Source organism: Veillonella parvula (assembly GCF_048309325.1).
Classification (GTDB): Bacteria; Bacillota; Negativicutes; order Veillonellales; family Veillonellaceae; genus Veillonella; species Veillonella parvula_T.
Genome location: NZ_DBFBTX010000004.1, coordinates 40,518 through 54,196, shown reverse-complemented (window position 1 = coordinate 54,196; position 13,679 = coordinate 40,518). Strand labels below are relative to the sequence as shown.

At 34.7% G+C, this 13,679-nt stretch carries 11 protein-coding genes; 9 read left to right on the top strand and 2 right to left on the bottom strand.

The genetic code is table 11. The features are described from left to right. Positions 1 to 107 precede the first annotated feature (107 nt). The 4 genes from ACMKPP_RS02820 to ACMKPP_RS02805 are packed head-to-tail and all read left to right on the top strand — an operon-like array spanning position 108 to position 3,196. On the top strand, positions 108 to 737 hold the full coding sequence (locus ACMKPP_RS02820; RefSeq protein ID WP_008602770.1) for a 3'-5' exonuclease: 630 nt from the start codon (positions 108 to 110) through the stop codon (positions 735 to 737). Between the two features lie 14 nt (positions 738 to 751). Next, the gene (gene deoC, locus ACMKPP_RS02815; RefSeq protein WP_418369283.1) at positions 752 to 1,414 is read left to right on the top strand and encodes a deoxyribose-phosphate aldolase; all 663 of its coding nucleotides are present in this window, start codon (positions 752 to 754) and stop codon (positions 1,412 to 1,414) included. 53 nt (positions 1,415 to 1,467) lie between these two features. Further along, positions 1,468 to 2,769, top strand: a complete 1,302-nt coding sequence (locus ACMKPP_RS02810; protein ID WP_119562163.1) for a thymidine phosphorylase — start codon at positions 1,468 to 1,470, stop codon at positions 2,767 to 2,769. Positions 2,770 to 2,800: 31 nt separating this feature from the next. Continuing rightward, the gene (locus ACMKPP_RS02805) at positions 2,801 to 3,196 is read left to right on the top strand and encodes a cytidine deaminase (RefSeq protein ID WP_472725474.1); all 396 of its coding nucleotides are present in this window, start codon (positions 2,801 to 2,803) and stop codon (positions 3,194 to 3,196) included. A 39-nt stretch (positions 3,197 to 3,235) separates the two neighbouring features. Here the strand turns inward: ACMKPP_RS02805 and ACMKPP_RS02800 are convergent, their stop codons facing one another. Continuing rightward, a complete protein-coding gene (locus ACMKPP_RS02800) occupies positions 3,236 to 4,054 on the bottom strand; it encodes a MetQ/NlpA family ABC transporter substrate-binding protein (RefSeq protein WP_004698373.1) in 819 nt (272 codons plus the stop codon). A gap of 142 nt (positions 4,055 to 4,196) precedes the next feature. After that, a complete protein-coding gene (gene menA / locus ACMKPP_RS02795) occupies positions 4,197 to 5,099 on the bottom strand; it encodes a 1,4-dihydroxy-2-naphthoate octaprenyltransferase (protein WP_418369281.1) in 903 nt (300 codons plus the stop codon). A gap of 242 nt (positions 5,100 to 5,341) precedes the next feature. On the opposite strand from menA, the gene ACMKPP_RS02790 reads away from it, so the two are divergent. The 5 genes from ACMKPP_RS02790 to ACMKPP_RS02770 all read left to right on the top strand — a co-directional run bounded on the left by ACMKPP_RS02790 (position 5,342) and on the right by ACMKPP_RS02770 (position 13,475). Beyond that, positions 5,342 to 6,286 carry a hypothetical protein gene (locus ACMKPP_RS02790; RefSeq protein ID WP_418369280.1) on the top strand — a complete coding sequence of 315 codons (945 nt, stop codon included), beginning with the start codon at positions 5,342 to 5,344 and terminating at the stop codon, positions 6,284 to 6,286. Position 6,287: 1 nt separating this feature from the next. Further along, positions 6,288 to 7,067: a hypothetical protein gene (locus ACMKPP_RS02785; protein ID WP_024061344.1), complete on the top strand. Its 780-nt coding sequence runs from the start codon at positions 6,288 to 6,290 to the stop codon at positions 7,065 to 7,067. Positions 7,068 to 7,199: 132 nt separating this feature from the next. Beyond that, positions 7,200 to 7,571 (top strand): RidA family protein, encoded by a 372-nt coding sequence (locus tag ACMKPP_RS02780; protein ID WP_004698345.1) that lies wholly within the window; start codon positions 7,200 to 7,202, stop codon positions 7,569 to 7,571. Between the two features lies 1 nt (position 7,572). After that, entirely contained in the window at positions 7,573 to 8,820 is a 1,248-nt protein-coding gene (locus ACMKPP_RS02775; RefSeq protein WP_024061300.1) for an L-cysteine desulfidase family protein, read from the top strand. Between the two features lie 155 nt (positions 8,821 to 8,975). Next, positions 8,976 to 13,475, top strand: coding sequence for an AAA family ATPase (locus ACMKPP_RS02770; protein WP_413085557.1), 4,500 nt, complete (start codon positions 8,976 to 8,978; stop codon positions 13,473 to 13,475). Positions 13,476 to 13,679 lie beyond the last annotated feature (204 nt).

Sequence of the window (13,679 nt, the reverse complement as noted above, 5' to 3'; positions counted from 1 at the left end):
GAGGTGATTATTGCTCACCTTTGAACAGTAGATTATAGTCTATTTCATGCTATAATAAGTAGAGTAAATGAATATAATTCTTATATATAGATTTTGAAAGGAGTCCTATGTTAGATTTTGTTGCATTAGACTTTGAAACAGCAAATAAATTTAAAAATAGTGCGTGCTCCTTGGCGGTTATTACCGTAAAGGACGGACAAATTACCAAAAAGGCATATAGCCTCATCAAGCCTCCGTTTATGAGTTTTGATGATGAATGTATTGAAATTCATGGTATCCAACCGAAGGATGTTCTTCATGAAAAGACCTTTGATCAGTTGTGGAATGCCATTTATGAAAACCATTTAAAAGGGAATATTATGGTGGCTCACAATGCGAAATTCGATATGAACGTATTGCGTGCTACTTTAGATTATTATAAAATCCCTTGGCCAGAACTAGATTATGCATGTACAGTTAAACTTTCACGTGCGGTATGGCCTGATTTAGTTAATCATAAGTTGAATACAATGGCCGCATACATTGGAGTTGAGTTTAAACATCATTATGCACTGGATGATGCAGAGACTTGTGCAAAGGTTGTATTAGAAGCTGCTAAGTTGAAAGGCGTTAATAGTTTACCAGATTTATTAAAGGCTACAGGTGTACCGTTAGAACCATTCATTGATGATAAAAATCGCTCTGCTCAAGATGCATTACATAAAGAGCCAGAACCAGAACAAATGTCGTTCTTTTAGTAAGGAGAGGTACTATGTTGGGGAAAGAATTATTAGCTTATGTAGATCATACATTATTGCGTCCTACAGCTACATGGGATGATATCAAAGAAGTTTGTGAGGATGGTATAAGGTATAAAACCGCATCTGTTTGTATTCCTCCAGATTTTGTAGCATCTGCCCATGAAGCATATCCAGAACTTAACATATGTACCGTTATCGGCTTCCCTTTAGGATATGAAACAACAGAGGTAAAGGTGGCAGAAACGAAACAGGCCATTGAAGAGGGCGCTTCTGAAATTGATATGGTTATTAATCTTGGAGATGTAAAGCAAGGTGATTTTGAAGCGGTAACTAGCGAAATTGAGGCGCTTAAGAAGGCTTGTGGTGATAAGATTTTAAAAGTTATCATTGAAACTTGTTATCTTACAGATTCTGAAAAGGTAGCGCTTTGCAAATGTATTACAAATGGTGGCGCAGACTATATTAAAACATCTACTGGATTTGGTAGCGGCGGCGCAAGCCTTGAAGATATTAGACTCTTTAAAAAGCATATTGGTCCTAATGTACAGATTAAGGCCGCAGGTGGTATTCGCTCTATTACGGATATGAAAGCCTATATTGTAGAAGGTTGTAGCCGAATTGGAGCCAGTGCAGCTGTAGAGTTATTAAAGAATCACTTGAACGAAGAAGTATAATAGAAAACCACCTAGGCTATGCTTAGGTGGTTTCTTAGAATGGCGGTGTAACTATGCGTATGTATGATATTATTCTGAAGAAAAGGGCGAACTTGCCGTTATCAGATAAGGAAATCCGCTTTGTCATAGATGGCTATGTAAATGGAGAAATCCCTGATTACCAAGTGAGTGCACTCTTGATGACCATAGTTTTTAATGGTATGAATGCTCGCGAATTAGGAACTTTGACCTTGGCTATGGCTCAATCAGGTAATATGGTAGACTTATCGAATATTGATGGGATCACCGTAGATAAACATAGTACAGGTGGCGTAGGAGATAAGACCACACTTATTATTGCGCCTCTCGTAGCTGCTTGTGGCGGCAAGGTGGCTAAGATGTCTGGTCGTGGACTTGGTCATACAGGCGGGACTATTGATAAGATGGAATCTATTCCAAATTTAAAGGTATCTTTAGAGAAAGATGCTTTTATCAATCAAGTTAATAAAATTGGTCTTGCTGTTATTGGTCAGTCGGAAGGGCTTGCACCTGCTGATAAAAAGCTATATGCTTTGCGCGATGTGACGGGAACTGTTGATAGTATTCCTCTTATTGCATCCTCTGTTATGAGCAAAAAATTGGCTTCTGGTGCTCAAGCAATTTTGTTAGATGTAAAGGTTGGCAGTGGTGCCTTTATGAAAAACATAGAGGATGCTCGTGAATTGGCTAAAGCAATGGTAGATATTGGAAAGGAAAATGGCCGTTCAGTTAAGGCTATTTTGACGGATATGGATCGACCGCTAGGCCATGATATTGGAAATGCTTTGGAGATTCGCGAGGTTATTGATACGTTGAAAGGTCATGGTCCAGAAGATTTAACGCATGAATGTATTATCATGGCTGCCCACATGCTCGTATTGAGTCATATATGCGACTATGAAACGGCTCTCAGTCGTGTGCAAGAGGCACTCGACTCTGGTGCCGCATTAGAACGATTGCGTATGATGATTGATGCTCAAGGTGGAGATAGCCGCGTTATCGATGATGAAAGTATATTGACAATCGGCCAGTTTACCTATGATGTGATAGCACCTCAAGACGGTTATATTATCCATATGAATACAGAACAATGTGGGATTGCATCCGTTATGCTTGGAGCCGGTCGCACTGTTAAGGATGGTCCTATCGATTATAGTGCGGGCATCTTGATGCACAAGAAAACAGGCGACTCAGTTACAGTAGGTGAATGTATAGCTACCTTGTATGCTTCTGATGAGAGCTTGCTTTCTAATGCTGCAAAGACATATTTAGAGGCGATTACCTTTGGCGAAACTGCACCAATCATGGCGGATACGATTCTTGATATTGTGGAATGAGGAGATCCATATGATAGAAAAGGAAACTCATATGACAGAACAGGAAATTCAAAACCTTATAGATCGCGCCATCGTTGCTCGTGAGAAAACTTATAGTCCGTATTCACATTTTGGTGTGGGCGCAGCCCTTCTTTGCGAAGATGGAACCATCTATGAAGGGTGTAATATAGAAAACGCTTCTTATGGATTAACTAATTGTGCGGAGAGAACTGCTATATTTAAGGCTGTGTCGGAAGGGCAAACAAAATTTAAAGCCCTTGCCGTAGCTGCTGATACGGAAGGGCCTTGTGCACCATGTGGTGCTTGTCGTCAGGTGATTTCTGAATTTGAAATACCTCGTATTATAATGGCGAATTTAAGAGGGGACTATACAGTTGTTGAATTAGAAGGTTTATTACCTTTTAGATTTGGGGCCGATAACATATAAAAAAGAGACCACGTTGATGTGGTCTCTTTTTGGTATACCTTAGAATGCAGGAACAATAGCACCTTGGTATTTTTCTTGGATGAATTTGATAATTTCAGGACTATGAAGTGCAGCCATCAATTTTTTGATGCGAGGGTCATTTTCATTGCCTTTAAGTACAGTTACGATATTTACGTAAGGGGAATCGTTATTTTCAATTGCCAATGCATCTTTGCCAGGGTTAAGACCTGCGTTTAATGCAAAGTTAGTGTTGATAGCGGCTAAGGCTACATCGTCAAGGGAACGAGGTACTTGTGCTGCTTCTAATTCTACGAATTGATATTCGTTAGGGTTCGCAGTAATATCTTGTACGGTAGATAAGATGTTTGTAGAGTCTTTTAATGTAATTAGACCTTGTTTTTGTAACAACAATAATGCACGACCACCGTTTGTAGGGTCATTAGGAATAGCGATTTTAGCGCCTTTTGGAAGATCTTTCAAATCTTTGATTTTACGGGAGTATAAACCCATTGGCTCAAGATGAACACCACCGGCAGATACTAAGTCAAGTTTGTGAGCTTTTGCGAATTCCTCCATGTAAGGTACGTGTTGGAAGAAGTTGGCATCAATCTCTTTGTCCCCTAAAGCCAAGTTAGGTGTGTTGTAATCAGTGAATTCCGTGATTTTTAATTCGATACCATCTTTTGCTAAGATTGGTTTAACTTGTTCCAAAATTTCTGCGTGAGGTACTGCTGTTGCCCCAATTTTTAATACTTGTTTGCCATCGCTAGCAGCTTGTTTGTTGTCGTTACCACAGCCTGCGATTAATAAAGCGCCGCCAAGGATTACAGTAGCTGCCAATGCTAAAAATTTTCTCATTAGACACACTCCTTATACAATAATTACATATAAAATATTAAATCTATAGTACTAAATAATTTCCTATCTATCAAGAAGGAATTATTATAGGTTCTCCATAACTAAAAATTATGGAGAACCTATAATATAAGTATGTTCATTTTTAAAACAATTTGCCCATGATAAGTCCAATCGCCCACATTAGTTGATAAATCATAGCGGCTCCAGCGGTAGTACCCATAGCCTTATCTAATTGGAACTCATCTGTATTGTTAGATAATGTATGAATTGTTTTGAAAGCTAGTGGTGCTGCAAGGAACGCTAATAAGGCGAACCATGTCATATGGCCTACTATAATCCAAGCAATGATCCAAATAAAATTGAAAATATATGAGATACTCATTAAGCTGAGTGCTCTTTCACGACCAAGCACGATTGGCAACGTGTGACGTCCATGGCTTTCATCATTACGAATATCTCGGATATTATTCGTCAACATGATGGAACCAACTAGCAATGTAGATGGAATTGCAGGAATTAACAGGGCTAAGGATAATTCTCGTATCCAGGCATAGCCTGTAATGAGTACGATAGCAAAACCCATGGCGATACCAGAGGAAATTTCTCCAAATGGTGTTCGAGAAATTGGTTTTGGACCGCCAGAGTAAAGGAAACTAATTAGAATACATAGGAAGCCTACAGGAATGTAGTACCAAGTTATAGTAGCAGATAAATAAAGACCAATAATAATGGGTACAAACATGAGTGCTTTAATCATCGTTATAATGAGCTCTGGTGTTATAACGCCACGTGTGATAGAACCAGCATTACCTACCTTTTGACCAGCATCGAGTCCAGATTTAAAGTCTTTATATTCATTCCATAAATTAGCTACAATTTGGGCTGTTACAACAGCTAAAAATATGAGCACTGTATGGAAAATGGCAAGACCTGTACCCTGAGCAGCACCAAATGCATAATAACTAAAGGCGGCACCTAAAATGGTAGGCCCTAATGCAGCAGCTAATGTGCGAGGCCTAGTGAGGGGAATTAATTCTTGTATCATATTAAAAACACACCGAGTGTGCACTCCTTTCCATTTCTCATACATATATCATCTTTACATGTCTATTTATGTATTGTATAGCAGAAAGGTAAGCTTGTAAATTATACTATACAGTTATATATGTCGATATAGTATAATAATTAATATATGCAGTATAGATTATCTTTTAAACTCTTAATATATACTGCACGGATTATCTAACAATCTATACATAGTGTATTGTTAAAAAGGTGAGGTGTCTTATGAGAACTCTCAATAAAAAGTTAATGACATTGGTTTGTGCCATCTGTTTAACTGTGGGTATGGGGGCAGTGGCATGCGCTGATGCGGTAGATTTAGGTTATGGTATGTACGGCAGTACTTCCCCAACTGTGAAAGCTGTAGAAGTTGTGCACATTTCTACTGATGCAAGATTGCGTAATCAAGAACAAGATAAATTTCTCAAAGTAGCAAATAAATCTGCTGTTGATACTATTAATAATGTTGTGAAAGCACAGACTGGTGTAGCTGTTGAACCAGTGAAGGGGGATTTTCTTGATGGTTACTCCTTCTATCAATTGCAAGGTACTGATAAACAAGGACATCATATAGGTGGTTTAATTGTTATTAACTATTCTAAAAATGCAATTGATCAAGTTATAGGTATGAATAAGACTATTTTAGAGAAGGGGTCAGATGCGGAAAAAGCCGCATTAAAGCATTCTATCTCTAAATATGTAGAATCTTACTCCAAAGAGACGGCCCAACAACAATTACAAGGCCTGAAGAGCAATACTATTGAAGGTGCTAAATTAGCTAAAGATCTAAAAACGATAAATGATAAGTTACCTTCTCAAATTATAGGTGTCTTTGATAAAATGCTTGCCACAGATAAGAAATCATCTCCTAAAAGTATAGAAGAGGTCCGTTCTTATGTAGACTTTATGGCAAAACAAGTAAGCCTAGATGCAACGCATGTGGCCTATAAACCTGTTCAAACACGCTATGGTACAGCTGTGACAGGCGATTTACGCGGTAGTCTAAAATATGATGGCTTTAGAAATACCTATTCCTTAATTGGTTATGCTGTTCCTACAGATAAAGGTGTATCTTTACAGCTTTTAATGTCTGATGACTCTAGCCATGATTATTGGGCTAATGAGTTGAATCATATGTATCAAACACAATCTCTCAAGGGAGGAAAATAATATGAAATCTTTGAAAGTATTGGCTTGTGCAGCTTGCCTAATGGGTACTGTATCTGGCGTAGGTTTTGCTAAGAATGTACAAACAATTGCAGGATCCATGGTAGTGCCTAACAATGTAACTGTTGTTTCTGCATCCAAAACAAATACACGTGATTTTGTAGAAAAACAATTAAATGAAGAACCTTCAAAATCTACGATGTCGAATATGATGGCAAAGGAATTTTTCCAAAACTTTGGTACTAATTTTGATATATACCAATTGCAAGGGGCAGATAAAACTGGTCAAAAAGATGCATTCGTAGTGGCTGTAGATGTTAAACAAATAGCGCAACAAGTGGCTAAAGAAAAGGCTAATGACCCTATGTTTATAGCGGCAATGGCCGCTCTTGATAAAGGTCAAATTGATCCTGTAACAGAGCAACTTTTATTAGGAACAATAAATAAACAGATTCCCACTAGCACAACGGTAGTTCCTTTAAATGGACCTATTAATGTATCTAGTCGTGATCCCCAAAAAGCAACGATTATGCCTAAAACACTTAAAACTCTAACCGTAGAAAATGCAGAACAAGTACATCCGGTGGCTGGTACAAAATATCAAACATATGCAGCAAGCTCTCGCTTGTTATATGCAGATGGAAATGTACAAACTCCACTCTATGCAAATGCTGCATTTGTGTTGAAGCCAGGAAAACCAGTGTTGTATGTAGGTATAACAACTGATGTACAACGTGATTATTTCAAACCAATATTTGACAATGCATTCAAATCAATTAAATAATTGGTTATATACGTACTTTTATTTTATATGTGATATATTGAGGTAAGTCATATATATTGAGGCATCAACATGAGTTTCGCACCTTAAATATAGTCATATTAATTTATATTTATTTATAAAAGGAGATTTATCATGAAAACAATTTCTACAGACAAAGCACCAGCAGCAGTAGGCCCTTACTCTCAAGCTAAAGTGGTTGGCGGTTTATTATTTGCTTCTGGTCAAATTCCACTCAATCCTGCAACTGGTACAGTTGTTGAAGGGGGCATTGTAGAGCAAACTGAACAAGTATGCAAAAATATTGAAGCCGTATTGACTGAAGCTGGTACAGACTTCTCCAAAGTTGTTAAAACAACTTGCTTCTTAGCTGATATTGGTGATTTCAAAGCATTTAATGAAGTGTATGCTAAATATTTCACTTCTAAACCAGCTCGTTCATGTGTAGCAGTAAAAGACCTTCCATTAGGCGTTATTGTAGAAGTGGAAATTATTGCGGAAGTATAAGATGGATTATATTTCTTTGTTACAGTCAGAGATGCGTCCTGCCTTCGGTTGTACTGAGCCAATTGCATTGGCTTATGCGGCTGCGAAGGCAGTCTCTGTTTTAGATGAGTTTCCTAACCATATTCACGCAAGATGCAGCGCGAATATTATCAAAAATGTAAAATCTGTAGTCATTCCAAATTCTGGGGGGCGAAAAGGACTAACGGCGGCCGCTACACTGGGTGCTATTGTAGGTCATCCAGAGCGTGAACTAGAGGTGTTGGAATCTGCTACAGACGAAGATCGCAAATGGCTTGGTACATTGCTTGATGCTAACTTCTGTACCGTTTCACTTGCTGAAGGCGTAGATAATCTATATATAGAAATCACTGCAGAAACAGATGAACATACAGCGGTTGTTCGCATTGAAAATGACCATACGAATGTAACCTATGTATCAGTAGATGGTGAGATTGTCTCTGAAACAGTCAATGAAATTAAGAAAGCGGCTAAAACAGAATATGCCATGACCTTCGATAGCATTTACGAATTTGCTTTAACAGGTGATATTTCTGGTATCCTACCTCAAATTAAACAGCAAGTTGAGTATAATACTGCAATTTCTAAGGAAGGTCTGTCCAATGATTATGGATCTAATATTGGACAATTGTTATTGTTAGATGAAGAAAATCCATCTCTCGAAACGAAATGTAAGGCTCGTGCCGCAGCTGGCTCTGATGCGCGTATGAGTGGTTGCCCATTGCCTGTCGTTATCTGCTCTGGCTCTGGTAATCAAGGTTTAACCGTGTCTGTACCAATCATTACGACTGCCGATGAACTTGGTAAAAGTGATGATGAATTGTATCGCGCTCTCGTCTTTGCTAACTTGTTAACGCTTTACGTTAAATCTGGTATTGGTAAATTGTCTGCATACTGTGGCGTTGTATCTGCCGGTGTGGTAAGCGTAGCAGGCATAGCCTTTTTGAAAGGTGATAGTAAAGATATAATCGAGAACACTCTTGTAAATGGTCTTGCAAGTTTATCTGGTATCGTATGTGATGGTGCGAAACCATCCTGTGCAGGTAAAATTGCAATTTCCCTTGATGGCGCCTTTATGGGATATAAACAAGCTCGCCTTAACAAAAACTACCAAAAAGGCGATGGCCTTGTAGCATACTCCGTTGATGAAACTATCCGCAGTATTGGTGCTGTGGCACAAGGCATGAAAGAAACGGACGTAGTTATCTTGAATGAAATGCTAAAACATTAATTTAGCTAAATATATAAGCCCCAATATTGTTAGCTGTAAGTTGACAATGTTGGGGGTTTTATTTTCTTATATACAATAAAAATCGGATTGTATTCTATGGTGCTTAACTATGCTACAATTAAAGTCAGAATATATAATCTTTTAGGGGGAATATTATGTCTTTAGAGCGTGGTGGAAAAGCAGATAAAGATGGTAATCGGTATGAATATGAATGGGTTTTATATAATGTATTATCTGTGATAAATAATGATATTCAATCTTTTATCTGGGAGCCTATAGGCCCCAATGCTGATGGTGTCGATATTACGGTTGTAACTAATCATAATAATTATCAACAATGTAAGGCAAGTAATGGTGATAGAGATTATTGGCGTCTTAGTGATTTGATGTCTCATAAAATATTAGACCGTTGGAAAAGCCGTTTATCTGAAAATGAAGATAATGAAGTAAGTTTAGTATCACCAATATCGTTTAGAGGTTTAACTGATTTAATTTTGCGTGCAAGAAATTCAAATAATTTCGGTCGAGATTTTTATACATGTCAGATAGAGAAGGCAGGTCAGAATACAAAAAAATTATTTGAGGATATTTTTAAAATATTTATTGGAGAATTAACCAAAGCAGATGAAGAGGATTATAATCGAATACTATCCTTTCTCAAACGGATAAATATTAAAACTTATAGTTATGAAGCACTTCATAATCTCAATATTGTTAGAATAGAAAATCTTTTTTTAAAAAATCGAGAAGAAGTTTATAGCTGTCTTCTTAAAGCCATACTAGATCAAGGTAATTATTCTCATGAAATTGATTCTAATATTATAAAAACATGGTTAGAATTAAATAATTTACAGTTACGAAATTTAAGTTCCGATGGGCAAACTATAGGAAAAGTTATGGCCCTGAATGAACAGTTTAAGGATAAATTTTTATTTTGGGGTAGAGGTTTTATAGATAGAGATTGTTATCATGATTGCTATAAAAAACTTAATGATGCTATTGTTACTATTGTTCATGGCGAGGCTGGAGTTGGTAAGTCAGGTGCTATTTATGGTTTAATACAAGAGTTTGAAAGCCTAAATCGACCTTTTGTAGCTGTTAGTGTTGAAAACTGTGTTCCTGAGAAAAGTGTAGATACATGGAGTAGAGAAAAACTTAACTTACCGATTAATGTCATTAACGTTATTGATCAGTTGTTTAAAAATGATTCGCCAGTTATTATTCTTGACCAATTTGATACAATGCGATGGAGATCTACTAATTATAGTGAAGCGTACTCTATTTGTAAAACTATAATTAAGCAGGTGGAGGAGCTTAATGAGACTCGAAAGGAACATCCAATAAGAATAGTTCTTGTAACCCGAACGTATGACTTGGAGCATAATGAATTTCTTCGGTCCTTGTGCCACAGAGATAATTATTTAAAATTTGAAATACTCCAATTAACCAATGAGGAACTTTATACGATTATAGGTGAGGACTTTACTCTATTAGATAATAGGACGAGATTATTGTTAGGACGATTTATCAATCTCTATATATGGAATCAAATTCAAGAAAATCAAGATGATAAAGAGAAGAATTTTAAGACACAGAGTCATCTTATATATAAGTGGTTTTCTCAGGTTAAATGTCACATCCACAATAGCATAAAATGTTCTGATAAAGAAATTATAGAATGTAATAAAAAATTTATTGATTATTGTAAAAGTCAAAATACATTAAGTGTTCCAGCTTTTATAATGGAATCCTACGAGACGATTATGAATCAGTTTGCGTCTGAAGGATTCTTTGTTTCTAATCAAAATCACTATTCATATATACATCAATCTATTTTTGATTATTTCATAGCTAGCGATATGTTAAGATTATGGTTAAATGGAAAAAGCATTGAAGCAGTTATAGGTGGAATAGATAGTCAAACTCCATGGCGTAGGTATCAAATACAAATGATGTTTGATCAACTTTATGAGATTTCTGTTGATGGATTTTTATCTTGTGGAAAAAGTTTATTAGATTCAGATGGTATTCGCTTTTATATTAAATATGTATTTTTTGAAACCCTTGGAAAATTAGAACGTATTGATGCAAAATTAGAGTCTTATATTTCTGAGCAATTTTTTGATACTACATGGGGTGTTTATTTAGAAGATGCTATAAAGGGTAACTTAGAGATAGTTGAATTATTGATTAATTCAGGGGTATTAGATCGATTCATTTTTGAAAAAGGTGAGATTGATAGAGGGATAGCTTTATTGCAAAGTGTAGATTGTAATAAAAGCCTTTTATGTACGGATTTGATTAATAAAATATATTATAAATTACCTGAAAATAGATCTAATATAAGTTTTATATTTTATAAGGATTGGATTAAAGATTGTGATTCATTTTTTGATTTGCGTATAGCGTATTACAATGAATATTGGGATACTGTTAGCTTAGATATAATGTTAGAGCAGTTAGTACAAAATAACTTTTATGGCTTTTCAAGATTAATAAAGTTGATAAGCATAGGGGTATTACATGACGCCACTGTTAATTTTTCTTATGTAGAATGTACTGACTTACAAATCTCTATATCTCAACAAGAACTTAAAGACTTGATTGATATTATTCCAATAAAACTTAATCGATATAAAGATAGAGACTGGATTGCGAATCCTCTTCGTATGACATATAAACGACTGTTAGTGGAACTTATTAAGTCTTCTCTTGTAGATTGGTGCAATAATGATGAGCAATTTGTCTGGCAGTTAATAGAACGGATTAGAAATCAAGATAATTATATATATAATGAAATAACTCTTTGGGCATTTACATTTTTATCTAGTAAGTATAGTAATAGAATATTTGAATATTTTTGCGATAATTTACGAGATAAGGTATTTGAGTATTCAAGTACTTGTGATACCTATTTGGAGCTGGTTACTGTTGTAGTTACTAAACACGTTTGGAATATCAGTCAACAATTATTAAATCGTTTTTTATCTCTTGTAATAAAGTATACAAATAAAGATCTTATTAAGAGCGTACATAATGAACGCTTGAAAAGCATAAATAGATATCATTTTAATGTTTATAATAGTTATTGGGGGGCTTTTCAATATATATTTTTTAATTGTATTGATTCGAAGTTATTAACAGATGAATATAAAGCAATTAAATTGATGTTGAATAGGATGTATCCTAATGGTATAAGTTTGTATAATAAATCAAGAATAACTTCTGGTTTTGTAAACTCATCGATTCCATTTAATAATCTATCATTAAATGCATGGAAAAAGTTATTGTGTGATCAATTTATAGACAATAAAGGTAAAAACCGTTTGAATAAAAGAGGGTTATTAATTGAAAATAGTACATCGACTATTATTAGTGCTGTAGCAAATCGAATTGAAGATAAAACCAAGCAGTTTTTGGAGTTGATTATCTCTTGTGGAAAGAGTATTAATATAAAGTATGTTGAAACTGCAGTTCTTAAATTAACAGATGAGCAGGTATTGTCAAAACTATCAGATATAGAGCTGTTTAGATTTATAAAATATATTTTAGAAATTGATATTGATTTATATGCTAAATATTTATTTGAGATTATTACAAAACGACCAGAATTATATCTGTATGATGAAGTAAAAAGTTTTATAATACATTTTTGTGATAAAGATAAATTAGAATGCTTATCTGACTCTGATATTAGTTCTTTCGATTTAACTGATAGTTTTTGGATGCAAGAAGTAAATAGTATAAAAGGTCGTTTTATTAACTTATTTTTTGTTCTTATTAAACAAAAATATGTAGTACTTGAGGATTGGGAGACAGATATATTATCGATATTATCAGCGAAGAAAGATTTTGATTTATATTTATATAGTAAGATATTAATTGCAGAATATTCTTTGAACAAATCTATTGGAAAATCTATAGTTGAGCTATTATTAGAACATTATAATGTTTTAAATATAGAATATGGATTGTCTTTGTTATGGAACTTATATAATGATGGTTACCAAAATGAGGTTAAGACTATAATAAGAAAATGTTATTCATCTTTAAATGATGATTTAGTCCGATTATCAAGCTATTTTGTTGTTGATATGTATATGCGTGACATGACATCAACAGAGGTTTATTTTAATGATGTAGAGACGCTAAATAGTAATGGTCATTTATTAGATATGATGGAATTGGTTAATGTTTATTTCTCTAATGAAGTCTTTAGGGAAAAAGCTAAGTTGTGGTATATAAAGTTAATGAATCAAGGTCTTAACATATCTCATGGTGTAGCTAATTTATTTTATCAAAAACTCTTAAGCCTTTCTCAAGACTATGATTTCATTAAGGATAATATATTTGCTTATGATGTTAATCGTCAGGTATTACGAGAGTTTATTGAGTTCTTAAAAGATGATTTGAATAGAATGATAGCGGCTTCAGATATAGTTATTAGTATTATTAGATTTGTTGTTGATCATCGTGATGAACAAGAATATATGTTAATGAGTCATCTCATTGATGAGTTATTGGTTGATTTGTATGAAGCTTCGTACAAGACAAATAATGTTGAGTTACAACGGACTTGTCTTGATTTATGGGATAACATGTATAAATACCGTGTAGGTAGTATGAGAGTTATGATGGATAAAGTTATTCAATAAGAACTCTACTATTATAATTTTAAAGAAATATTGCTATTTAGTTTTTATGAATATATTATCTTGATTTAGGCAGAAGATATAATACGATAATTTGGAATAGTATGATATTTCGCTGTGGTAATGAATACTATAATGTATTTAGTGTATGAAGAAGCATAAGTTTTTTATATTAAAAAAGCAGTTGTTTCAAATTTAGAAACAACT

What these genes read in the sequence shown, in the direction of transcription:
- ACMKPP_RS02820 (WP_008602770.1), top strand. Translation starts at nt 108, where the DNA reads ATGTTAGATTTTGTTGCATTAGACTTTGAAACAGCAAATAAATTTAAA.
- deoC (WP_418369283.1), top strand. Translation starts at nt 752, where the DNA reads ATGTTGGGGAAAGAATTATTAGCTTATGTAGATCATACATTATTGCGT.
- ACMKPP_RS02810 (WP_119562163.1), top strand. Translation starts at nt 1,468, where the DNA reads ATGCGTATGTATGATATTATTCTGAAGAAAAGGGCGAACTTGCCGTTA.
- ACMKPP_RS02805 (WP_472725474.1), top strand. Translation starts at nt 2,801, where the DNA reads ATGACAGAACAGGAAATTCAAAACCTTATAGATCGCGCCATCGTTGCT.
- ACMKPP_RS02800 (WP_004698373.1), bottom strand. Translation starts at nt 4,054, where the DNA reads ATGAGAAAATTTTTAGCATTGGCAGCTACTGTAATCCTTGGCGGCGCT.
- menA (WP_418369281.1), bottom strand. Translation starts at nt 5,099, where the DNA reads ATGATACAAGAATTAATTCCCCTCACTAGGCCTCGCACATTAGCTGCT.
- ACMKPP_RS02790 (WP_418369280.1), top strand. Translation starts at nt 5,342, where the DNA reads ATGAGAACTCTCAATAAAAAGTTAATGACATTGGTTTGTGCCATCTGT.
- ACMKPP_RS02785 (WP_024061344.1), top strand. Translation starts at nt 6,288, where the DNA reads ATGAAATCTTTGAAAGTATTGGCTTGTGCAGCTTGCCTAATGGGTACT.
- ACMKPP_RS02780 (WP_004698345.1), top strand. Translation starts at nt 7,200, where the DNA reads ATGAAAACAATTTCTACAGACAAAGCACCAGCAGCAGTAGGCCCTTAC.
- ACMKPP_RS02775 (WP_024061300.1), top strand. Translation starts at nt 7,573, where the DNA reads ATGGATTATATTTCTTTGTTACAGTCAGAGATGCGTCCTGCCTTCGGT.
- ACMKPP_RS02770 (WP_413085557.1), top strand. Translation starts at nt 8,976, where the DNA reads ATGTCTTTAGAGCGTGGTGGAAAAGCAGATAAAGATGGTAATCGGTAT.